Raw genomic sequence first — 21,182 nt, 5'->3', positions numbered from 1 at the left:
TTATTCAAGATCAGAGAATGGTACGGGGAAATGTCCCGGACATGGCTGCGCGCCGGCACATTAAGTGTCGGCGCGCGATTTCTGCGTGGTGCGATTCAGTTGTCGGACCTGCGGAAGATCAGGTCAGCGCCGGCTCGGCCAGCCGGAGGAGGTCGTCCGCCTCCGCCGCAGCCGCCGCGAGCCGATCGTTCTCGGCGCGCAGACGCGTGATCTCGAACTCCAGGGCCTGAACCCTGGACCGCAGTCGGGTGACCTCGTCGAGCAGACGCCGATCGGGCGCTGCACCTACGTGGCCGTAGAGGGCCTTCGCCATGCTGACTCCTTGATATGCGCTGCCGGAAAGGCCGGACCAACGCGCGCCCACTCGTACGCGGCTGTCATTCCCAGCGATTCTGGGCACGAACGGGCGCGACTGGCGACACCTACATATTGAGCCGACAACCCCTCATTCGTCAAGTTAGCGCAGGCCGTAGATCATCTTCACGTCGGCCGGGCCGCTTGTCGGTGGCTGCCACAAGGCGCGGACACTCTCTGTCCGGACGCGTTAACTGTACGCCCGGGAACAACGGAACTCACCCCGCGTGAAGCGCTTTCGTCTTAACTCTTTCTTAGCCACGTTGCCGCAGCTTGCGGCGCGCCCGTACGGTCACCCCGGCCCGCAACCGACCCATGGAGGCGACAGGCGTGTACGGCTGGACCGACCCGAACGACCCGGAGGTCGCGCGGCGGCGTCAGGAGCCCCCGGCCGACGAGCCGGCCTGGCTGACCGACCGCCCGGCACCCCGGTCGACCTACCTGTTCGGGGACGAACCGGACCAGCCGAGTGACCAACGGCACACCTCCGGGCCCCCTGCGTCGCCGGCCGACCGGCCCCGGGCGGAGGAGCCCACCGCCCGGTGGCACTCCCCGGAACAGCCGAACGGTCAATGGCACTCGCCGGAACGGCCGGGCGGACAGTGGCACGCGCCGGAGGCACCGGGCGATCGGTGGCACGCCCCGGAGCGGGCCACCGACCAGTGGTATCCGGCCGACCGCCCCGCCCCGGCGGCGGAGCACACCCGGGCGCTGCCGGTCGTCCCCGGCCCCACCGGCGGCGCGGCCACGCCGGCCGCCGCGGTGCCGGCCCACCCCGCCGCCGCGCGCCGCCCCGGCACCGCTGCGGGCGGCGGCGAGGGACGGCACCGGCCCGCCCGGCGGCTTTCCCGCCCGCTGCTGATCGGCGGCGCCGCCGCGGCGGCCACCCTGGTGGTGAGCCTCGGCGTCGCCGCCCTCGTGCTGCCCGGCGGGGACACCCCACGGACCGACCCGGCCGCGGCCGACGCCCCGGTCGTCGCGCCCGCCGACCCGACCGTCGCCACCTCGGCCAGCCCGTCGGCGTCGCCCTCGCCGAGCGCCTCGCCGACCAGCGCCAGCCCGTCGCCCTCGCCGAGCCGGACGGCCAAGCCGACCCCGAAGCTGAGCCGGAGCACCGCCGCGTCGCGGAGCAACCAGCGCAGCAGCGCCCCGGCCACGCCCCGGGTCGCCGCCGCGCCCGGCGTGAGCGCGCAGGCGAAGGAGATCGTCGACCTGGTCAACGCGGAGCGGGCCGAGGCCGGGTGCGGCGCGCTGAAGATCGACGACAAGCTCATGGCGGCGGCCCAGGCGCACAGCCAGGACCAGGCCGACCACCGGAAGATGACGCACGACGGCAGCGACGGCAGCGACGTCGGCGAGCGGCTCGACCGGGCCGGCTACGCCTGGCGCGCGTACGGCGAGAACGTCGCGTGGAACCAGCAGACCCCGGCCGCGGTGATGGACGCCTGGATGAACAGCCCGGGGCACCGGGCCAACATCCTGAACTGCTCCTTCACCGAGATCGGCGTCGGCATCGCCAACAGCAACGGGCCCTACTGGACGCAGGACTTCGGCACCCCGCGCTGACCCGGGCCGGGCGGGGCCCCCGGGACGGGGAGAGGCGAGTCGTCCCGGGGGCCCCGCTCGTTGACCGGGTGAGGCGCGCCGGGCGCGGTGCCCGGGGCGGCAGGTCCGTCGCGGGACGGCCCGACGGCCGGTGCGCCGCGGGCGGCCGGTGGACGCACCCGTCTCCGGGCGGCCGGACGCCGCCCCGCGACCTGCGGAGCTGCCGATGCGGATCGGGCCGCCGCCGTCCGGCGTCGGGCGCGCGCCGCGCCGACTGCTGCGCCTGCTCCTCGCGCTGACGCTGGTGACGACGACGTACGGCTGCCGGGCCGTGGTGACGCCGCCGGGCGCGCCGACCCCGTGGCCGCCCGGCCAGGCCCGGCACTGGCGCTGGCAGTGGCAGCTCACCGGCCCCCTCGACACCACGGTCGAGGCGGACGTGTTCCTGCTCGACCCCGTGCGTACCACCAGCGCCGAGACCGCGGCGCTGCGCGGCCGCGACCGCCGGCTGGTCTGCCAGGTCGGCGTCGGCGCGTACGCGCGGACCGACCCGGACGCCGACCGGTACCCGGCGGACGTCGGCGGCGCGGCCGGCCGGTCGCCCGGCACCCGGTGGGTGGACGTGCGGCGGTGGGACGTGCTGGAGCCGATCCTGGCCGACCGGCTCCGGCTGTGCCGGGGCAAGGGCTTCGGGGCGGTCGCCCTCGCCGACGCCGACGGCTACGCCCACCCGACCGGCTTCGACCTGGACTTCGACGACCAGTTGCGGTTCAACCGGCGGGTCGCCGCCCTGGCCCGCTCGCTGGAGCTGTCCCCCGGCCTGCTCGGGGACGTGCCGCAGGTGACCGCGCTCGCGCCGGACTTCGACTTCGCCGTCAACGAGGAGTGCGTCCGGCTGCGCCAGTGCGCCAAGCTGCTGCCGTTCGCCGACGCCGGCAAGCCGGTGTTCCACGTCGAGTACGCGGGCGACCCCGACGAGTTCTGCGTGACCACCCTCGGGTACGGCTTCGCCTCCATCCAGAAGCGGCGCGCGCTGGACGCGTGGCGGGACGCCTGCCCGGACGCCCCGCCGGCCCCCGGGCGCAACGGGACCCGCGGCGACTGAGCGGGGCCCGGCCGGCGGGCGGGCGACCGCGCGGCGGGTCAGCCCCGCAGCGCCGCCCGGGGCCGGGGCTGGCAGCGGGGGCAGCTGTACGAGGAGCGGTTCATGAACGCCTCCCGGCGCAGCGGCGCGCCGCACCGCCGGCACGGCTCGCCCTCCCGCCCGTACGCGTTGAGCGCCCGGTCGAAGTAGCCGCTCTCGCCGTTGACGTTGACGTAGAGGGCGTCGAAGCTGGTGCCGCCCTCGGAGATCGCCTCGCCGAGGACGTCCCGGACGTGGCCGAGCAGCCGCTGTGCGACAGGCGCGGTGAGCTGGTCGGTCGGCCGGGCCCCGTGCAGCTTCGCCCGCCACAGCGCCTCGTCGGCGTAGATGTTGCCGACCCCGGAGACGAGGGTCTGGTCGAGCAGCGCCCGCTTCACCTCCGTGCGCCGCCGGCGCAGGGCGGCGACGAAGGCGCTGTCGGAGAAATCCGGGTCCATCGGGTCCCGGGCGATGTGCGCGATCTCGGGCGGCAGCTCGGCCCCGCCGGCAGAGACCGCCAGCCCGCCGAACGTGCGCTGGTCCACGAAGCGCAGCTCGGGGCCGTCGTCGGCGAACCGGAACCGGACCCGCAGGTGCAGCTCGTCGGCCGCCGTCGCCGGCTGGAGCAGGAGCTGACCGGACATGCCGAGGTGGCCGACGATCGCGTCGCCGCTGTCCAGCGGCAGCCACAGGTACTTGCCGCGCCGCCGCACGTCGAGCACCGTCCGCCCGGCGAGCACGTCGGCGAAGTGCGCCGGCCCGGCCAGGTGCCGGCGCACCGCCCGGGGATGGCGCACCTCGACGCCGACGATCCGGCGGCCGGTGACCCACTGGGCCAGGCCCTGCCGGACGGTCTCGACCTCGGGCAGCTCAGGCACGGTTCGCCTCGCCGGCCGCTGGGGCGTCCGTGTGCTCGCCGGTCGAGGCGTTCGCAGGCTCGCCGTCGGCAGCGACCAGCGCCGACGCGCCCGCGACACCCGGCGGGTCGACCTCGCCGGCCACGCCCACGACGTCCGTCCCGTTGACCGCGCCCGGCTCGACGGGCCCGTCCGCGGCCCCGGCGGCGGCGCGCTCCCGCTCGGCCTGCTCGGCCCGCTCCCGTCGTGCCGCCTCGGCCTGCTCCCGCTCGGCCTGGGCGGTCAGCTCCCGCCAGGCCGACTCGGCGGCCCGCTGCTCGGCCTCCTTCTTGCTGCGCCCCTCCGCCCCGCCGTACCGGTTGCCGGCGACCACCACCCAGGCGGTGAACGTCTTGAGGTGGTCCGGCCCGGTGCCCTCGATGCGGTATTCGGGCACGCCCAGCCCGAGGGCCGCCGTCAGCTCCTGGAGGCTCGTCTTCCAGTCCAGCGCCGCGCCCCGCCCGGCCGACTCGGCCATCAGCGGGTCGAACAGCCGGTGGATCACGATCGCGGCGGTGTCCAGGCCGTACTGGAGGTAGATCGCGCCGAGCAGGGCCTCCAGGGTGTCGGCGAGGATGCTCGCCTTGTCCCGGCCGCCGGTGCTCTCCTCGCCCTTGCCCAGCAGCAGGTACGCGCCGAGCCCGTCCGGGCCCAGGCCCCGCGCCACGTCCGCGAGCGCCCGCATGTTGACCACACTCGCCCGCAGCTTGGCGAGCTGGCCCTCCGGCAGGTCGGGGTGGTTGTGGAACAGCGCGGTCGTGATCACCACCCCGAGGACCGAGTCGCCGAGGAACTCCAGCCGCTCGTTGGTGGGCAGACCGCCGTTCTCGTACGCGTACGAGCGGTGGGTCAGCGCCCGCTCCAGCAGCTCCGGGTCCAGCGAGACCCCGAACGCGGTCTCCAGGTGACCGATCGGCGCACGCCGCCGCCTGTCGATGGTCATGATGCGGTTACCTCTCGGTTCACGACCGGACGGCGCGCGCCGGGCGCGCCCGCCGGTGCCGGCGCGTCGACGCGGCCGGTCGGGACGGTACGGGCGGTCACAGGCTCACCTCGGTGTCGGTGGTGCGCTCGGTGTGGTCACCGGACTGCGCGGAGCTCTCCAGGGCCATCCCGGCGGCCGGGCCGACGCCACCGGGGACGCCGAGCAGGACGGAGACGGTGTCGGTGGCCCGGCGACGCCACAGGTGGGCGGCCAGGGCGATGCCGGAGGCGACGTCCTCGCCCCGGGCCGCGCCGTGGCAGACCACCACCGTGCCGGCCACCCCGAGCAGGGCGGCGGCCCGGGGGGCGCCGCCGCCGGGCGGGGGCCCGCCGGCCATCGCGTACGCGCCCTCGATCGCCTTCAGCAGCACGTTGCCGGTGAACCCGTCGGTGACCACCACGTCGGCGCGCAGGCCGGAGGCGATGTCGTAGCCCTCGACGAGGCCCACGTAGCGCGCGGCGCAGGGCAGCGGCGCGGCGGCGAGCGTCGGGTCGGCGCTGCGGCGCAGCCGGTCCCCCTTGCCCGCCTCGGTGCCCACCGACAGCAGCCCGACGCGCGGCTCGACCACGCCGTGCGCGACGGCCGCGTAGGCCGCGCCGAGCACGGCGTGCCGCGCGAGGGTGGCGGGGCCGGGCTCCAGGGAGCCGCCGACGTCGAGCAGCACCACCGGTCCGGCGACCGCCGGCAGGGTCGCGACCAGGGCCGGCCGGCGCACGTGCGGCCAGCGGCCCAGGCCGAGCGCCGCCGCGGTGACGGTCGCGCCGGTGGAGCCGGCGGAGACCATCGCGTCGGCGAGGCCGTCGCGGACGGCGGTGGCGGCCGTGCGTACGGTGCTGTCGGCGCGGGCGGCGACCGGGTTCTCGGCCATGCCGACGGCGGCACGCACCGGCCGGACCGTGACCCGGGCGCGTTGCGCCGGGTCGAGGGCACCGATCAGCTCGTCGGCGACCTCGGCGGGGCCGACGAGCAGGAGGTGCAGGTCCGGGTCGGCGCGCATGGCAAGCAGAGCGCCGTCAACCACGACGGCGGGAGCGTCGTCCCCGCCGAGGAGGTCAACGGCGATCCGCGCGGTGCCCGGCTCCAGCGGGACACCGGCCGGAACGGGCCGGCCGGCGACGGCGGGAGCCGGGGCACCGGGCGATCGCCAGGATGCGCGCGCCACCCGACCGGGGGTCGGGGGCGTCACTCGGCGTCCAGGTCAGACCTCGAGAACCTGGCGGCCGTTGTACGTGCCACAGACGGAGCACGCGGCGTGCGGCAGCTTCGGGGACTTGCACTGCGGGCAGGCGGTGGTCGCCACCACGGTCGCCTTCCAGTTCGCCCGGCGGGACCGGGTGTTGCTGCGCGACATCTTGCGCTTCGGGACGGCCACGGTTCCTACTCCTCTGTACGGTTCAGTTGCGACAGGCCCGCCCAACGCGGGTCGATCTGCTCGTGACTGTGGTCGGCCGGCAGATCGTCCCAGTGCACCCCGCACTCGGGGCACAACCCTGGGCAGTCCTCCCGGCAGAGCGGGTTGGTCGGCAGCATGAGCACCACCGCGTCCCGCAGCGCCGGCTCCAGGTCGATCAGATCGTCCTGCATCCGGCCCACCTCGTCCTCGTCGGTCGTGGCGTCCGTGGTGCTGTTCTCGTACGCGTACAGCTCCTGGACGGGCACGGCCACCGAGTCGTCGATCTCACGCAGGCAACGCCCGCACTCGCCCTTGACGCGACCGCTGACGGTCCCGGAGACGAGCACCCCCTCGGACACCGACTCCAGCCTCAGGTCGAGGTCGAGGTCCGCGCCCTCCGGCACGCCGATCAACTCCACGCCGAGGTCCTTCGGTGCCGGTACGACCCGCCGGAGCGTACGCAACGCGCCAGGGCGACGCGGCAGGTCCCTCGTGTCGAGGACCAGCGGCGCCTTGGGGTTGAGTGATGAAGGCGAGTGTTTGGGCATAGTCAGACTCCGGCCAGTGAGAGGCCGACAAAAAAGGTTACCTGGGCGGCCCCCGCACCGTCGAACCGGGGGCGACGCCCGCCCCGCCTGTCGGCTGCTGAGGTGCCGCTCAGAAGGGTAGCGGGCGGTCGGCCTCGTCCCCACCGAAGGTGCCGATCTCGCGCAGCGCGTGCATCTTGTCCCGGCCACGCTCGATGGAGGCCAGCGCCCGGGTGAGGAACTGCTCGAAGTTGGCCAGCGCGGTGTCGACGTAGTCGTCGACCTCCTCGCGCAGCCGCTGCGCCTCGGCCCGGGCCTCGGCGATGATCCGGGCGCCCTCGTGCTCGGCGGAGACCGTGATCTCGTTCACCGACACCAGGCGGGCGTGTTCCGCCTCACCCTCGCTGATGATCCGGTCGGCCTCCCGCTTGCCGGCATCCATGATCTTGTCCCGCTCCTCCAGCAGGGCCGCCGCCCGGCGCAGGTCGGCGGGGAGGCCGGCGCGCAGTTCGTCGAGCGCGGCGATCATCTCACCCCGGTCGACCATGCAGTTGTTCCGCGACATCGGGACGGAGCGGGCCTGCTCCACCATGGCGATCAGTTCGTCGATGCGGTCGAGCGGGTCCACCGGTACCTCACTCCTGTCGTTCGTCGGCCGACCTACATGATGCGGGCTACGGCCGGGTTCCCGCTCGAACCATCATGTCGCGCCCCGGCCACCGCCCGCCGATCCACCCCGCCCGGCGCGTCGTGTCGCGGCCGGTCAGAGCGTCGTGCACGGCCGGGCCGGCCGGCCGGACCCGCCGGTCGGGGGCGTCGGCCCGCCGCCGGGTCGCCTGGCCGCGCGGCCGGGCGACCCGGCCCGGGCGAAGGACCACCGCCGGTCAGGCCGGCCCGCCGCGCGGCCGGGCGAAGGACCACCGCCGCAGGTCAGGAACGCGGCGGCGGGCCGAGCCGGACCTGGAGGGCCTCGCGGACCAGGTCGGGCACGTGGGCGGAGACGTCGCCGCCCCACTTGGCCACGTCCTTGACCAGACTGGAGGAGAGGAAGGAGTAGAGCGGGTTCGTCGGCATGAACAGCGTCTCGACGCCGGCCAGGCCGATGTTCATCTGGGCCATCTGGAGCTCGTAGTCGAAGTCGCTGACCGCCCGCAGACCCTTGATCAGGACGCTGGCCCGCTGGGCGCGGCAGAAGTCGACAAGCAGACCGCGGAAGGACGCGACCCGCACGTTCTCGTAGGAGGAGGTGACCTCGCGGAGCATCTCGATCCGCTCCTCGACGGTGAACAGGCCACTCTTCGACTGGTTGATCAGCACGCCGACGATCACCTCGTCGAAGAGCCGGGCGGCCCGCCCGATGATGTCGAGGTGTCCATTGGTGACCGGGTCGAACGAGCCGGGACACACCGCACGTCTCATGATCGGCGACCGTACCAAAGGGTGGTCTCGCCGTAACGGCGGCTGCGCTCGGCAGTGACGCCCTCCACCCAGCCGACCGGCCCGGTCCGGCTGGAGCGCTCGACCACCACGAGGGCGTCCGCCGCCAGCCAGCCGCCGTCGACCAGAGCGGCCAGCATCGCGGTGACGTCGGCATCGGGCACGGCGTACGGGGGGTCGGCGAAGACCACGTCGTACGGCCCGCCGTCCGGGCCGGCGGCCAGCACCGTGGCGACCCTGCCGGTGACGAGCCGGGCGGCCGGGGCGGCCCGCAGCGTGGCGATGTTCTCCCGCACCACGCGGGCGGCGCGCGGGTCGGACTCGACCAGCAGCACGTGCGCCGCCCCCCGGGACAGCGCCTCCAGGCCGACGGCGCCCGACCCGGCGTACAGGTCGGCGAAGCGCGCCCCGGCCAGGTCGACCTCGGCCTGCACGGCGCTGAACAGCGCCTCCCGGACGCGGTCGGAGGTGGGCCGGGTGCCGGCGCCGGGCGGCGCGGCGATGCGCCGGCCGCCGAGCGCCCCGGCGACGATCCGGGTCACCGACTGCTCCTGCTCATGCCCCGACGCTACGCGACGCCGGCACCGGGGCGGGCGGCACCGTGCGTGCCGCCGGCGTCCCCACGCGAACACGTTACGTATATCAATGATCTCAAGTTCATAACATCACCCTTAGGGCTATCTGAGCGCTGTAACGGTCGGCGCGTTCTCGCTAGGGTCTGCCGGGTGCCGGCTGCGCTCCGCCGGCCCACCGGCGCCGGGAGGCGTCGTCGCGGGCGCGCCTGACCCGGCCGCGACCGCTGACCGCCGTTGCCCGCGCCGCACCCTGACGTTTCTTCACCCCGGGAGTACGCGTGATCCGTCCCAAGCTGTCGCCACGGCGACCGCTCGTCGTGGCCGCCGCCGCCCTGGCCGGCCTCGCCACGGCGTTCGCGGTCTCGTCGCCGGCCCTGGCGACCAGCCCCTCGCCGACCGCCACGGCGTCGCCCACCCCGACCGCCGCGGCGACCTCGCCCGCCAACGAGGGACCGGCCTGCGTCAGCGCGGCCGACGCCCGCTACACGCACACCTTCAAGGGCAAGCGCGGCGAGGCCAGCATCACGCTGGTCAACGGCCCGCTCTGCGAGGGCGAGGAGCAGGCCCTCGCGCTGGTCTCGTACGTCGCCCCGTCGGCGAAGATCGCCTTCCCCCAGTACGTGCTCGACAAGTCGGTCAAGAAGTTCACCGGCGTCGGCGCGGGCGAGCTGGGCGTGGCGACCCTCGACTTCAAGGTCGAGGTCCCCCAGTGCTACACCCAGGTCGACTTCGTCTTCGGTGACGAGATCATCGACCCGCTCACCGAGACCGGCCCGCGGTACAACAACCGCAAGGTCGGCAGCCCCAAGGGCATCGGTTCCCAGTCGAAGGGCCCGCAGGCCTGGTACAACGGCGGCTCCGAGACGTGCAGCCCGGTCCCCGAGGTCATCGCGCAGTCCGACTGCGAGGGCAACGTCGAGCTGACCCTGGTCAACCGCAGCGGCAACGCGGCGGCGGCGTTCACCATCACCGGCAGCGGCGGCTACACCGAGACCGTCTCCGTGCCGATGCGCAAGATCGAGACCCGCAAGCTGAACCCCGGCCAGGCGCAGGAGCTCAAGGTCACCGCCCCCGGCATGGAGGACTTCACCGGCGGCTGGGCCAAGCCCGAGGACTGCCAGGAGCCCGAGGTCGGCGAGCCCGACGGCGGCTACGAGTCGACCTGCGACGAGATGATCTTCCGGATCGCGAACCCGGAGAACGGCGCGACCCTCACCTCGACCTTCACCCCGAGCACCGGCGAGCCGAAGACCGTCACGGTCGAGCCCGGCCGCGACGTCACCGTCACCTTCCCGGCCAGCCCCGGCCTGACCGTGACCGTCACCGGTGACCTCGCCTCCGGCGAGGCGATCAAGTGGGAGCAGCCGAAGGACTGCGAGGACGGCGAGGGCGGCGAGGAGGGCGGCTCCGGCGGTGGCGACCAGGAGGGTGGCCTCCCGGTGACCGGCGCGGCGGCCGGCGGCATCGCCGCCGGCGCGGCGGCCCTGCTCGCGGTCGGCGCGGTGCTCTTCGTGCTGGCCCGGCGTCGCCGGATCCGCTTCACCGCCTGAGCTGAACTGATCTGACGCACCGGCGAGGGCGCGTCGACCACCCCGGTCGACGCGCCCTCGCCGTGTGTCTGCTCTCTGGTGCCTCGCGTCTGGGGTGGCGGGGGTGGGTGCCTCGCGGGGGTGGGTGCCTCGCGGCGGGGGGCGGGGTGCGTCGCGGCGGATGTCTCGCCCCGCACGCCCAGCGCCCAACGGGTAGATCGCGCTCGATCGCGGATCGAGTGGCATCGCGCCCCGCTCGGACGCCACTCGATCCGTGTTTCAGCACGATCTTGGCGCGGGCGTACACGCAGGCACGGTCCGCCCCGGCGGGCCCGCAACGGACCCGGCGCGGCCTGAGCCCGCCACCGGGGACCGAGCTGTCATGTCGGCGACATGGCGGTATCAGCAGGGCCCGGATACCGCCATGTCGCCGACATGGAGTCGATCATCGGCCTGGCACCCGCCAGTCGGGTAACCGGCCCAGACAGGCAGCCGTCCCAGGCAGGAACCTGCGGCGGGCAGGGAGCCACGGCCAGCAGGGAAGCCCCGGCCGGTCAGCCCTTTTCCAGGTATTCCGCGCGTTCGGCGTCGACCAGGGCGGCCACCGAGGCGGCCAGCGCCGGATGACGGGCCAGCTCCGGATCCTCCTCCACCAGCGCGATCGCCTCGGCGCGGGCGTCGCGGATCAGGTCGGTGTCGCGCAGCAGCGACAGCAGCCGCAGGTGCGAGCGCCGGCCGGACTGGGTCGCCCCGAGCACGTCGCCCTCGCGGCGCTGCTCCAGGTCGAGCTCGGCGAGCTTGAAGCCGTCCGTGGTGGACGCCACCGCGTCGAGGCGTTCCCGGGCCGACGAGCCCTCGGCCGCCTCGGTGACCAGCAGGCAGAGCCCCGCCGCCGAGCCCCGGCCCACCCGGCCGCGCAACTGGTGCAGCTGGGAGACACCGAACCGGTCGGCGTCCAGCACGATCATCACGGTGGCGTTGGGCACGTTGACGCCGACCTCGATGACGGTCGTGGCGACCAGCACGTCCAGCTCGCCGTCGGCGAAGGCGCGCATCACGGCGTCCTTCTCGTCGGCGGGCAGCCGCCCGTGCAGGACCCCGATCCGCAGCCCGTGCAGCGGCCCCTCGGCGAGCAGCGGGGCGACCTCGGTGACCGCGAGCGGTGGCCGGCGGCCGTTGTCGTCCTCCCGGGGCGGCTCCTCCTCCGCCCCGGACCCCGAGCCACCCGACCCCGAGCCACCCGACCCCGACGCCGAGTCCCCGATCCGGGGGCACACCACGTACGCCTGGTGGCCGGCGGCGACCTCCTCGCGCAGCCGACGCCAGGCCCGGTCGAGGAACGCCGGCTTCTCGGCGGCCGGCACCACGTGCGAGGCGATCGGCGAGCGCCCCTGCGGGAGCTGGGTGAGCGCGGAGACCTCCAGGTCGCCGTAGACGGTCATCGCCACCGTGCGCGGGATCGGCGTCGCGGTCATCACCAGCACGTGCGGCGGCTGCTCCGCCTTGGCGCGCAGCGCGTCGCGCTGCTCCACACCGAACCGGTGCTGCTCGTCGACCACGACGAGGCCCAGGTCGGCGAAGTCGACGCCCTCGTAGAGCAGGGCGTGGGTGCCGAGCACGATGCCGGCCCGGCCGGCGGCGACCTCGGCGAGGGCCCGACGGCGGGCCGCCGCGCCCAGCGAGCCGGTGACCAGCTCCACCGAGGTGGCCCCGTCGGCGGCGCCCAGCTCCCCGGCCCGGGCCAGCGGGCCGAGCAGGTCGAGGATGCCCCGGTGGTGCTGGGCGGCGAGCACCTCGGTCGGGGCGAGCAGGGCGGCCTGGCCCCCGGCGTCGACCACCTGGAGCATCGCCCGCAGCGCCACCACCGTCTTGCCGGAGCCGACCTCGCCCTGCAACAGCCGGTGCATCGGGTGGGCGGTGGACAGGTCGGCGGCGATCTCCGCGCCGACGGCCCGCTGCCCGCCGGTCAGCTCGTACGGCAGCCGGGCGTCGAACGCGTCGAGCAGCCCGCCGGGCCGCGGCGGCCGGGACCGGGCCGGCCAGGCCGCGGCCCGGTGCTTGCGCTGCACCAGGGTGAGCTGCACGGCGAACGCCTCGTCCCACTTGAGCCGGCGGCGGGCCCGGTAGAGGGCCTCCTTGCTCGACGGCCGGTGGATCTCGCGCAGGGCGGTGCCGAGGTCGATCAGGTTGCGGGTGGCCCGGACGGTGGCGGGCTGCGGGTCCTCCGGCGGGGTGAAGGTGTCCAGCACCACCCGCACGCAGCGGGCGATCACCCAGGTCGGCACGGCCGCGGCGGCCGGGTAGACCGGGATCAGCGCCCCGGCGAACTCCTCGACCTCCTCGTTGGCGGCGGCCTCGCCGTCGCCGCCTTCGCCGAGCAGCACGTATTCCGGGCCGTTGAGCTGGCGCTTGCCCCGGAACTCGGTGACCTTGCCGGCGAACAGCCCCCACCGGCCGGGGCGCAGCTCCCGCTCCCGCCACGCCTGGTTGCCGAAGAAGGTGCAGGTGAGCACCCCGCCGGAGTCGTCGCCGACGGTGACCTCCAGCAGCTTGCCCCGGCGCTGGCGCATCGGCCGCACGTCGGTGCGCCGCACCTGGGCCAGCACGGTGACCTGCTCGCCGACGTCGAGCGACCGGATGTCGGTGTGCTCGCCGCGCTCGTCGTAGCGGCGGGGGAAGTGGTGGACCAGATCGCCGGCGGTGTGCAGGTCGAGGTGGGCGGCCAGGGCCTTGGCCGTCTTCTCCCCGACCAGCTTCTTCAGCGGCGTGTCGACCGTGGCCTGCTCGGACGTCGTCGTCATTCGACCCCCACCAGGAGCGGATAGTGCGGCTGGCCGCCCGCATATGCCTGGACCTCCACGAACGGCCAGCGTCGGGCGACGTGCTCGGCGACGGCGTCGGCCAGCCCTTCGGGGGCGTCCGCCCCGGAGAGCAGGGTGACCAGCTCACCGCCACCGCCGAGCATGCGGTCGACCACGGCCGTGCAGGTGTCGGCGAGGTCGGCCCCGATCAGGTGTACCTCGCCCTCGACGAGGGCCAGCACGTCGCCGGGGCGGCACGGGCCGGCGACGGTGAGCGCCTCGCGGCTGGCCCAGCAGACCTCGGCGTAGCGGCAGGCCCCCGCCGCCTCGGCCATCGCGATGACGTCGTCGGCGAAGCGGCGCTGCGGGTCGCGCACGGCGAGCGCGGCCAGCGCCTGCACCGGCGACCGGGTCGGCACCACGCTGACCCGTACCCCCAGGGCGTGCGCCTCCCGCGCGGCGGCGTGGGCGACGGCCTGGGTGTTCGGGTCGTTGGGCAGCACCACCACCCGGGCCGCCGCCGTGGCGCGGATCGCGTCGAGCAGCGCGCCGGTGGACGGGTTGCCCGGCACCACGGTCGCCCCCTCCCCCGCGAACAGCTCGGCGATGCCCGCCCCCGAGGCGACCACCACGGCCGCCCGGCCGTCGCCCGTCGGGGCCGCCGCGCCGGCGTCGACCGGGGCGGCGGGCGGCTGGTCGGCGAAGCGGGTCACCGAGATCCGGTGCGGACGGCCGGCCGCCACCCCCGCCTCGATCGCCGCGCCGACGTCGTTGACGTGCACGTGCACGTTCCAGGTGGCCGACGCCGCGCCGCCGGCCCCGTCGCCGACCACGACCAGCGAGTCGCCGAGCCCGGCCAGGGTCCGCCGCATCCGGGCCACCGCGTCGGCGTCGGCGTCGAGCAGGAACTGCACCTCGTACGCGTAGTCCGGCGAGCCGGTCTCGCGGGCGGCCGTGGCCGGCGGGCGGACCGGGCGGGGCGCGGGGGCCGGCCGGCGCGGACTCTCGCCCGTGACCACCTCGACCAGCGCGTCGAGCAGCAGGCAGAGCCCCCGGCCGCCGGCGTCGACCACGCCGGCGCGGGCGAGCGCCGGCAACTGCTCGGGGGTGCGGGCCAGCGCCTCGGCCGCCGCGCCGGCCGCCGCCCGGGCGACGGCGGGCAGGTCGTCGCTGTCGGCCGCGCCGGCCGCGTGGGCCGCCGCGGCGACCACGCTGAGCACGGTGCCCTCGACGGGCTCGGCCACGGCGGAGTAGGCGGCGGCGGTGGCGTCGCCGAGCGCGGCGGCGAGCTGCCGGCCCCGCACCGCCGGGGCGGCGGCCAGGGCGTCGGCGAGGCCGCGCAGGATCTGCGACAGGATGACCCCGGAGTTGCCCCGGGCGCCCAGCAGCGCGCCGCGCGCCATCAGCCGCAGCGCGTGCCCGTGTGCGGTGGGACCGCCGTCGGGCAGGGTGGCCAGGTCCATCGCGAGCGCCTGCTGGGCCGAGGTGAGGGTGAGCACCAGGTTGGTGCCGGTGTCGCCGTCGGGGACCGGGTAGACGTTGAGGTCGTCGATCTCGCCCTGGTGCCGGCGCAGCGCGGCCAGCCCGCCCGCGCACCAGCGGCGCACCGCGGCGGCGTCGAGGGTGTCCAGCACGTCGGGAAGCCTACTGGCGCGCACCGACACCCGCCCGGGACGACGCCACCATGTCGGCGACCGGCGGCGGCACCGCTGCGGCACGGCGACGCCCCCGAAGGCGATCCAGTGGCGGCACAACGGCGACATGACGGCGGCGACCAGCGCCGGGGACGCCCCTGCCGCGGCGTCACCAGGGGCCCGGTTGGGCAGCGGCGGGGGCATCGGGTAACCTGGCCAGGTTGCCCGGGCTGCGCCTGGCGGCGACCTCATGAACGTATCAATCCCAGGAGTATCCCGTGGCTAGCGTGTGCGACGTCTGTGGCAAGGGGCCGGGCTTCGGCCACAACGTGTCCCACTCGCACCGGCGGACCAACCGCCGCTGGAACCCGAACATCCAGTCGGTGCGCACCCCGGCCGGTGGCGGCACCACCAAGAAGCTGAAGGTCTGCACCTCCTGCATCAAGGCCGGCAAGGTCACCCGCGCCTGACGCGGTAGCGCCGACCCACCCATCGTCGACAAGCCGGCGGGCCCGAGGGCCCGCCGGCTTGTGGTGTGCGCGTTCCAGCAGGGAGGCATCCGTTGGACCTGGGCCTGGGCCCCGCCGAGATGATCGTCGTCGGGGCCTCGCTGGGCACCCTGCGCTGGCTCGACGAGGAGCTGCCGGCGGGCAGCGTGGTCGTCGTCGAGGAGCCCGACGTGATCGACCGGCGTGGCGTCGACGAGCTGGTCGGGCGGCTGTCCGTCCTGGCCCGGGTCGTGCCGGCCGAATACCAGACGGGCTTCGACGCGGACGCGCTGCTCGCCCGCGAGCCCGAGCTGGCCGGGGCCCGCCTCGTCATGCCGGGGCTGGAGTACGCCGTCGGCGCCGCCGCGCGCCTCGCCGCCCGCCTCGGCCTGCCCGGCGCCGGGGCGGAGGCCGCCGACATCTTCTCCGACAAGCACCGGATGCGGCTGCTCGCCGCCGGGGCCGGGCTGCCGAACCCGGCGTACGCGCTGGTGGGCGGGCCGGCGGAGGCGATGGAGTTCGCGCGCCGGCACGGCGGTCGCTGCGTGCTCAAGCCGACCCGGCGCTCGGGCAGCCTCGGCGTGCGGCTGGTCGCCGACCCGGCCGAGATCCCGGCCGCCTGGGCGGCCACCGCGTCCCCGGAGGCCCCACCGGAGGCCACCGACCGGGGGCTGCCCACGCAGGTCCTCGCCGAGCAGGTGCTCGACGGCCGGGAGCACAGCGTCGAGCTGCTCGTCGCCGACGGCGAGGTGATCTTCGGCAACGTCACCGACAAGCGGGTGCTGCCCGGTCCCCTGCCGGTCGAGACGGGGCACACCGTCCCGTCGGCGCTGCCCGGGGCGGCCCGCCGCGACCTGCTCGACGCGGCGGGGCGGCTGTGCGCCGCCGCCGGCTTCCGCACCGGGGTGCTGCACAGCGAGTGGATCGTCGTCGGCCCGCGCCCCGGCACCGAGCCGGCCGAGGCGGGCGGCGTTCCGCACCTGGTGGAGTGCGCCGCCCGGCTGCCCGGCGACATGATCACCGCGCTGATCTCGATCGGCTACGAGTTCGGCTTCATCGACGCGTACCTGCGGGTGCTGCGCGGCGAGCGGCCGGCGCTGCCGGCCAGGCCGACCGGGGCGGCGGCGGTGGAGTTCCTGCTCGCGCAGCCGGGCACCGTCACCGGCATCGAGGGGCTGCGGCCGGCCCGCCGGGTGGCCGGGGTGCTGGAGGTGCAGCTCGACACCGCCGTCGGCGCGACCGTCGCGCCGGTCACGTCGTCGGGCCGGCGCAGCGGGCACGTGCTGGCCTGGGGCGTCGACCCGGCCGAGGCCGAGCGGGCCGCCCGCGCCGCCGCCGCCGAGATCCGCGTCACCGTCGCCTGACGGCCCGCCGCCCGCAGCGGCCGACCCGGCGGCGGGCCGGGCGGGTCGGTCAGAGGGTGCGGCCGAACGAGAGGCAGCCCGGGTGGTCCCGGTAGAAGCCGAAGTTCGGGATGCGCTCGTAGCCGACCGTGCTGTACATGGCGATCGCCTCGGGCTGCTTGTCGCCGCACTCCAGGACGAGCTGCTTGCGCCCGTGCTCGCGGGCGGACCGCTCGACGGCGGCGAGCACCGCCCGGGCCACGCCCCGCCCCCGCGCCTGCGGGCTGGTGTACATGCGCTTCAGCTCGGCGGTCTCCCCGGCGTCGCCGTGGCTGCGCCAGCCGCCGCACCCGACGGGTTCCCCCGCGAGGTAGGCCACCAGGAACGCGCCGTGCGGCGGCACGAACTCGGCGGCGTCGACCGGGGTGTCGTCGCCGCTGCCCCCGTACCGCCGGCCCAGGTCCGCCAGGGCGGCCCGGATGAGCGCCTGGGCCTCCGGGGAGTCGAAGCGGGCCGGGCGGATCTCGATCTCGCTCACGGGGGAAAGGGTACGTCGCCGGCCGGGCCCCTACCGGAAGTGGTCCCAGCCGGTCGGGCCGTCGTACGCCTCGCCGTCGACGGTGACGCCGGCGCCCTCCGTCACCCGGCCGACGGCCCGCCACGGGTCGGGCAGCGCCACCGCCGGAGGGAACGTGGCCGCCAGCGCGTGGTCGTCGCCGCCGGCGAGGATCCACGAGTACGGGTCGACCCCGAGCGCCTGGGCGGCGTCGCGCATCTGCCGGGGCACCTCGAAGGCGTCCCGCCGCACGTCGATGCCGACCCCGCTGGCGCGGGCGACGTGCCCGAGGTCGGCGAGCAGCCCGTCCGACACGTCGATCATGGCGGTGGCCCCGAGCCGGGCGGCGTGTGCCCCGGCCGCGTACGGCACCTCGGGCCGCCGGTACGCCTCGACCAGGATCTTCGGCGTGCGGAAGCCCCGGGACAGCACGGTGTAGCCGGCGGCGGCGTACCCGCTGCGGCCGGCGAGCGCCACGACGTGCCCCGGGCGGGCGCCCGAGCGGACGACGGGGGCCCGGCCGCCCAGGTCGCCCAGCGCGGTGACGGCGATCGTCAGCGTGGGGCTCGCCGACATGTCGCCGCCGACCACGCTCGCGCCCACGGTGGCGGCCTCGGCCCCGAGCCCGTCGGCCAGCTCCTCGGCCCAGGCCGGGTCGAGATCCGCCGGCATGCACAGGGCCACCAGCAGGGCGGTCGGGGTGGCGCCCATCGCCGCGATGTCCGCCAGGTTGGCCGCCGCCGCCCGGTGCCCGACGTCGCGGGCGGCGGACCAGTCCCGGCGGAAGTGCCGCCCCTCGACGAGCACGTCGGTGGAGGCGACCACCCGGGCGTCCGGCGCGGCCAGCACCGCCCCGTCGTCGCCGGGCCCGAGCAGGCACGACGCCCCCTGGGGCAGCCGGGCGGTGACCCGGTCGATCAACCCGAACTCGCCGATTCCGGTCACGCTCATGCCCGCTCCCCGCCGCACCCGTGCCCACCGTGGACCCGGGACGGTCCCCTGCCCCGCCCGCCGGGGACCCGGGATCGTCCCGCCGCCCGCCCGCCGTCGCGCCCGTCGCGCTCGCTCACCGCTTCTCCTTGGCCACCGATAGGGATCAGACCTGGTCCGTAAGGTAGTTTCACCCTTCGGGCCGCCCAGCGGCGGCGACGGACGGAGGTCGAGTCGTGGTACAGGCGTACATCCTCATCCAGACAGAGGTGGGTCGGGCGCGTGACGTGGCCGGCCTGATCGGCGACCTTCCCGGCGTGGTGCGGGTCGACGCCGTCACCGGGCCGTACGACGTGGTCGTGCTCACCGAGGCCAACACGGTCGACGAGCTCGGCAAACTCATCGTCAGCAACGTGCAGATGGTGCCCGGCATCACCCGCACCCTCACGTGTTCGGTGGTGCGCCTGTAAGTGGACGAGATCACTTCCTCCACCGAGTCCCCGGCCGGGCCGGAGGCAACCGACGCCGCCGGCGCGCCGCGCCGGGACCGCACCAACCGCAGCGCCGCGCTGCTGGCCACGCTGGTCGCGGTGCCGGTCACCGTGGCCGTGGCCGGGTTCACCTTCGCCAAGCTGACCCCGGACGCGCCGGCCGCCGGGCCGGGCCCGACGGCGAGCAGCGCCGGGCCACGGTCCACCGTGCCGGTCGAGATGGCCGCCCCCCGGCTGGCCGAGCGGCCCGAGACGGTGTGCCGGGCCCTGACGTCGCAGCTCCCGCCGACCGTGCGCGACCTGGCCCAGCGGCCGGTCACCGCCGGCCCCGAGCAGAACGCCGCGTACGGCGACCCGGCGCTCACCATCGCCTGCGGTGGCGCGGAGCCGGAGCCGGGCGACACCGACGACGTCTGGGTCGTCAACAAGGTCTGCTGGCACGCGGCCGAGGGCCCGGACGCGACGGTGCTCACCACGCTGGACCGGGAGACGGCGGTGCGGGTGACCGTGCCCCGCACCTACGGTTCGGCTCTGCAGTGGGTCAGCCCCATCTCCGACGTGGTGGTCGCCTCGGTGCCCTCCGGCGGCGACGCCCCCGGCGGCTGCGTCGGCTGACCGTGCGGCTGGCCCGGCCCGGCCACCGCCGGCCGACCCGCCGTCACCGGCTGCGCCGGCCGGCCGCCGCCGGCTGGTGCGCGCGTTCAGTGCAGGCCGACGCCGCGCCGCTGGGCGGTGCGGATCAGTCGGTTGACCAGCTTCGGATACTCCAGCCCGGAGGCGGCCCACATCAGCGGGAACATCGACGTCGGGGTGAAGCCGGGCATCGTGTTGATCTCGTTGAGGTAGACGTCCAGGTCCGGGGTGACGAAGAAGTCGACCCGGGCCAGCCCGGCGCAGTCCAGGGCGGCGAACGCGCGGACGGCGTAGTCCTGGACCTGCCGGGTGACGTGGTCGGGCAGGGTGGCCGGCAGGTCGTACTCGGGCTCGGAGAGATACTTCGCCTCGAAGTCGTACCAGTCGTGGTCGCCCCCGGCCCGCACCTCGGCCAGGACGGACGCCTCCGCGCCGGCGCCGGCCTCGCCCTCCAGCACGCCGCACTCGACCTCCCGGCCGACGATCGCGCCCTCGACCAGCACCTTCGGGTCGATCTCCCGGGCCGTGGCGACGGCGGCCTCCAGGTCGGCCCAGTCGTCGACCTTCGTGATGCCGAACGACGAGCCGGCCCGGGACGGCTTGACGAAGACGGGCAGCCCGAGCCGCCGCTTGTCCTCCTCGGACAGGGTGACCCCGCTGCGCAGCACCGCGTACGGGCCGACGGGGATGCCCTCGACGGCGCAGAGCTTTTTGGTGAACTCCTTGTCCATCGCGGCGGCGGAGGCGAAGACGTTCGCCCCGACGTAGGGGATGCCGGCCATCTCCAGCATGCCCTGGATGGTGCCGTCCTCGCCGTACGCGCCGTGCAGCACCGGGAAGACCACGTCGACGTCGGCGAGCGCCCGGGGCCCCGCGGCGGGGTCGAGCACCAGCAGCCCGTTGCCGGTGGGGTCGGCCCGCAGCACGAGGTCGGCGCCGGCCTCGGCGGTGATCTCCGGCAGCTGCCGGGCGCTGATCGCCAACTGGGCCGGATCGCCGCTGGTCAGCACCCACTTGCCGGCGCGGGTGATGCCCACGGGGACCACCTCGAACTCGTCCGGGTCGAGCGCGCCGAGCACGCTGCCGGCGCTGACGCAGGAGATGCCGTGCTCGGGGCTGCGGCCGCCGAAGACGAGGGCCACACGGGTCTTGCCTGGGGTGGTCACTCGGTCACCCTTTCGTCGCGACTGCGAGGCTCGTGGTGCTCGCCGGCGGCGCCCACCCGGATGACCTTACTGTGCGTGGCCGGACAACGGAGTTGATACCCGGGGAGAAGCGGCAGCACTGCGCAACCGGTCAACACTGCATATACTCTGCGTAATCGGATCACGCCGGACAGCAGCCCCGCCAGCGGCCGGGGCGGCGACCGACGGCGCGCCGGTCAGAGGCCGTGGCGGCGACCGACAACCCGTGGTCAGAGGCCGTAGCGGCGGCCGACGGCGATCACCTTCACCCGCTGCCGCCCGGCCCGCACCATGCCCAGCGCCATGAACGCGCCGGCGATCCGGTCCGCCGCCTCCCGGCTGCTCGCCCCGACGACCTGCCGCCGCCGCTCGGGGGCCTGCCGCTCGTCCCGGCGCACGCCGTCCACCGGACGGACGTCGGTGAGCACCACCAGGAACCGGGTCACCGCCGGCCTCCCGCAGCTCCCCACGCCGGCCGGCCGGGCGAACCCTCCGGCTCCGCGGTGGTCGCCGCCAGCCCGCCGGAGCGGTCCCGGCAGACGTACGCCAGGTGGGCGTGGATCCACGCGTCGTCGTTGTCGCGCAGCACGGGGTGTGCGCACCAGCGGCACCGCGACACCCGGGGCCAGCAGGCGGTCACCGTCATGCGAGTCCCTTCCGGTGCGTCCCGGGTGGCGGCACGCGGCGATCGGGTACGGGGGAGAAAACCCGATCGCCACGCGCCCCATCCCCTCCGGTCACTCACCACCGCCGTCGCC

22 protein-coding genes and 1 pseudogene are annotated in these 21,182 nt (G+C 75.5%); 7 read left to right on the top strand and 16 right to left on the bottom strand.

The features are described 5' to 3' along the window. Window positions 1–118 precede the first annotated feature (118 nt). Window positions 119–313, bottom strand: coding sequence for a hypothetical protein (locus O7628_RS20640; protein WP_036374707.1), 195 nt, complete (start codon window positions 311–313; stop codon window positions 119–121). Between the two features lie 356 nt (window positions 314–669). On the opposite strand from O7628_RS20640, the gene O7628_RS20635 reads away from it, so the two are divergent. Further along, a complete protein-coding gene (locus O7628_RS20635) occupies window positions 670–1,920 on the top strand; it encodes a CAP domain-containing protein (RefSeq protein WP_278136366.1) in 1,251 nt (416 codons plus the stop codon). Between the two features lie 205 nt (window positions 1,921–2,125). Beyond that, a complete protein-coding gene (locus tag O7628_RS20630; protein ID WP_278132883.1) occupies window positions 2,126–3,004 on the top strand; it encodes an endo alpha-1,4 polygalactosaminidase in 879 nt (292 codons plus the stop codon). Between the two features lie 38 nt (window positions 3,005–3,042). On the opposite strand, the gene mutM is transcribed toward O7628_RS20630, so the two are convergent. From mutM to rsmD, 8 genes and pseudogenes are all read right to left on the bottom strand, one after another. Continuing rightward, a complete protein-coding gene (gene mutM / locus O7628_RS20625; protein ID WP_278132881.1) occupies window positions 3,043–3,900 on the bottom strand; it encodes a bifunctional DNA-formamidopyrimidine glycosylase/DNA-(apurinic or apyrimidinic site) lyase in 858 nt (285 codons plus the stop codon). Between the two features lie 241 nt (window positions 3,901–4,141). After that, window positions 4,142–4,861: pseudogene (rnc, locus tag O7628_RS20620) on the bottom strand (ribonuclease III); the annotation flags it as partial. A gap of 97 nt (window positions 4,862–4,958) precedes the next feature. Next, window positions 4,959–5,987 (bottom strand): phosphate acyltransferase PlsX, encoded by a 1,029-nt coding sequence (locus tag O7628_RS20615; protein WP_074474040.1) that lies wholly within the window; start codon window positions 5,985–5,987, stop codon window positions 4,959–4,961. Window positions 5,988–6,101: 114 nt separating this feature from the next. Then, window positions 6,102–6,275 carry a 50S ribosomal protein L32 gene (rpmF, locus tag O7628_RS20610; RefSeq protein ID WP_043962315.1) on the bottom strand — a complete coding sequence of 58 codons (174 nt, stop codon included), beginning with the start codon at window positions 6,273–6,275 and terminating at the stop codon, window positions 6,102–6,104. A 5-nt stretch (window positions 6,276–6,280) separates the two neighbouring features. Then, complete coding sequence (locus tag O7628_RS20605) at window positions 6,281–6,844, bottom strand: YceD family protein (protein WP_043962314.1); 564 nt, start codon at window positions 6,842–6,844, stop codon at window positions 6,281–6,283. 109 nt (window positions 6,845–6,953) lie between these two features. Next, window positions 6,954–7,451 carry a hypothetical protein gene (locus O7628_RS20600; RefSeq protein ID WP_074473803.1) on the bottom strand — a complete coding sequence of 166 codons (498 nt, stop codon included), beginning with the start codon at window positions 7,449–7,451 and terminating at the stop codon, window positions 6,954–6,956. A 302-nt stretch (window positions 7,452–7,753) separates the two neighbouring features. Then, a complete protein-coding gene (coaD, locus tag O7628_RS20595) occupies window positions 7,754–8,242 on the bottom strand; it encodes a pantetheine-phosphate adenylyltransferase (protein WP_074473802.1) in 489 nt (162 codons plus the stop codon). Beyond that, window positions 8,239–8,802 carry a 16S rRNA (guanine(966)-N(2))-methyltransferase RsmD gene (rsmD, locus tag O7628_RS20590; protein ID WP_278132878.1) on the bottom strand — a complete coding sequence of 188 codons (564 nt, stop codon included), beginning with the start codon at window positions 8,800–8,802 and terminating at the stop codon, window positions 8,239–8,241. The genes coaD and rsmD overlap by 4 nt, the downstream gene beginning before the upstream one ends. Before the next feature lie 311 nt (window positions 8,803–9,113). Here rsmD and O7628_RS20585 point away from each other — a divergent pair, with 311 nt between their 5' ends. Then, complete coding sequence (locus O7628_RS20585; protein WP_278132876.1) at window positions 9,114–10,385, top strand: cell wall anchor protein; 1,272 nt, start codon at window positions 9,114–9,116, stop codon at window positions 10,383–10,385. A gap of 533 nt (window positions 10,386–10,918) precedes the next feature. On the opposite strand, the gene recG is transcribed toward O7628_RS20585, so the two are convergent. Together recG and O7628_RS20575 are read right to left on the bottom strand one after the other, a co-directional pair. Further along, window positions 10,919–13,165 carry an ATP-dependent DNA helicase RecG gene (gene recG / locus O7628_RS20580; protein WP_278132874.1) on the bottom strand — a complete coding sequence of 749 codons (2,247 nt, stop codon included), beginning with the start codon at window positions 13,163–13,165 and terminating at the stop codon, window positions 10,919–10,921. Then, the gene (locus O7628_RS20575; RefSeq protein WP_278136365.1) at window positions 13,162–14,799 is read right to left on the bottom strand and encodes a DAK2 domain-containing protein; all 1,638 of its coding nucleotides are present in this window, start codon (window positions 14,797–14,799) and stop codon (window positions 13,162–13,164) included. Before O7628_RS20575 ends, recG begins: the two co-directional genes overlap by 4 nt. A 278-nt stretch (window positions 14,800–15,077) precedes the next feature. Here O7628_RS20575 and rpmB point away from each other — a divergent pair, with 278 nt between their 5' ends. Both rpmB and O7628_RS20565 read left to right on the top strand, forming a co-directional pair. Continuing rightward, complete coding sequence (gene rpmB / locus O7628_RS20570; protein WP_007075181.1) at window positions 15,078–15,269, top strand: 50S ribosomal protein L28; 192 nt, start codon at window positions 15,078–15,080, stop codon at window positions 15,267–15,269. Window positions 15,270–15,361: 92 nt separating this feature from the next. Next, on the top strand, window positions 15,362–16,651 hold the full coding sequence (locus O7628_RS20565) for an ATP-grasp domain-containing protein (RefSeq protein ID WP_278132871.1): 1,290 nt from the start codon (window positions 15,362–15,364) through the stop codon (window positions 16,649–16,651). A gap of 49 nt (window positions 16,652–16,700) precedes the next feature. On the opposite strand, the gene O7628_RS20560 is transcribed toward O7628_RS20565, so the two are convergent. Beyond that, entirely contained in the window at window positions 16,701–17,168 is a 468-nt protein-coding gene (locus O7628_RS20560; protein WP_278132870.1) for a GNAT family N-acetyltransferase, read from the bottom strand. 30 nt (window positions 17,169–17,198) lie between these two features. Further along, on the bottom strand, window positions 17,199–18,137 hold the full coding sequence (locus O7628_RS20555) for a thiamine-phosphate kinase (RefSeq protein WP_074473795.1): 939 nt from the start codon (window positions 18,135–18,137) through the stop codon (window positions 17,199–17,201). 215 nt (window positions 18,138–18,352) lie between these two features. On the opposite strand from O7628_RS20555, the gene O7628_RS20550 reads away from it, so the two are divergent. Together O7628_RS20550 and O7628_RS20545 are read left to right on the top strand one after the other, a co-directional pair. Continuing rightward, a complete protein-coding gene (locus tag O7628_RS20550; RefSeq protein WP_043962303.1) occupies window positions 18,353–18,586 on the top strand; it encodes an Lrp/AsnC ligand binding domain-containing protein in 234 nt (77 codons plus the stop codon). Window positions 18,587–18,685: 99 nt separating this feature from the next. Further along, a complete protein-coding gene (locus tag O7628_RS20545; RefSeq protein WP_278136364.1) occupies window positions 18,686–19,222 on the top strand; it encodes a DUF3515 family protein in 537 nt (178 codons plus the stop codon). 86 nt (window positions 19,223–19,308) lie between these two features. Here the strand turns inward: O7628_RS20545 and O7628_RS20540 are convergent, their stop codons facing one another. The 3 genes from O7628_RS20540 to O7628_RS20530 all read right to left on the bottom strand — a co-directional run bounded on the left by O7628_RS20540 (window position 19,309) and on the right by O7628_RS20530 (window position 21,070). After that, window positions 19,309–20,406, bottom strand: a complete 1,098-nt coding sequence (locus tag O7628_RS20540; RefSeq protein ID WP_278132869.1) for a D-alanine--D-alanine ligase family protein — start codon at window positions 20,404–20,406, stop codon at window positions 19,309–19,311. A 248-nt stretch (window positions 20,407–20,654) separates the two neighbouring features. Beyond that, on the bottom strand, window positions 20,655–20,870 hold the full coding sequence (locus O7628_RS20535) for a hypothetical protein (RefSeq protein WP_074473793.1): 216 nt from the start codon (window positions 20,868–20,870) through the stop codon (window positions 20,655–20,657). Beyond that, window positions 20,867–21,070, bottom strand: a complete 204-nt coding sequence (locus tag O7628_RS20530) for a hypothetical protein (protein ID WP_074473792.1) — start codon at window positions 21,068–21,070, stop codon at window positions 20,867–20,869. Before O7628_RS20530 ends, O7628_RS20535 begins: the two co-directional genes overlap by 4 nt. Between the last annotated feature and the right edge of the window lie 112 nt (window positions 21,071–21,182).

The sequence above is a fragment of the Micromonospora sp. WMMD956 genome (assembly GCF_029626125.1).
Taxonomy (GTDB): domain Bacteria; phylum Actinomycetota; class Actinomycetes; order Mycobacteriales; family Micromonosporaceae; genus Micromonospora; species Micromonospora carbonacea.
This window is presented reverse-complemented; position numbering and strand designations above follow the sequence as displayed.

Excerpts from the sequence above, each read along its gene's own strand:
- O7628_RS20640 (WP_036374707.1), bottom strand. The coding sequence starts at position 313 with ATGGCGAAGGCCCTCTACGGCCACGTAGGTGCAGCGCCCGATCGGCGT.
- O7628_RS20630 (WP_278132883.1), top strand. The coding sequence starts at position 2,126 with ATGCGGATCGGGCCGCCGCCGTCCGGCGTCGGGCGCGCGCCGCGCCGA.
- O7628_RS20530 (WP_074473792.1), bottom strand. The coding sequence starts at position 21,070 with ATGACGGTGACCGCCTGCTGGCCCCGGGTGTCGCGGTGCCGCTGGTGC.
- O7628_RS20635 (WP_278136366.1), top strand. The coding sequence starts at position 670 with ATGGAGGCGACAGGCGTGTACGGCTGGACCGACCCGAACGACCCGGAG.
- recG (WP_278132874.1), bottom strand. The coding sequence starts at position 13,165 with ATGACGACGACGTCCGAGCAGGCCACGGTCGACACGCCGCTGAAGAAG.
- coaD (WP_074473802.1), bottom strand. The coding sequence starts at position 8,242 with ATGAGACGTGCGGTGTGTCCCGGCTCGTTCGACCCGGTCACCAATGGA.
- O7628_RS20605 (WP_043962314.1), bottom strand. The coding sequence starts at position 6,844 with ATGCCCAAACACTCGCCTTCATCACTCAACCCCAAGGCGCCGCTGGTC.
- O7628_RS20555 (WP_074473795.1), bottom strand. The coding sequence starts at position 18,137 with ATGAGCGTGACCGGAATCGGCGAGTTCGGGTTGATCGACCGGGTCACC.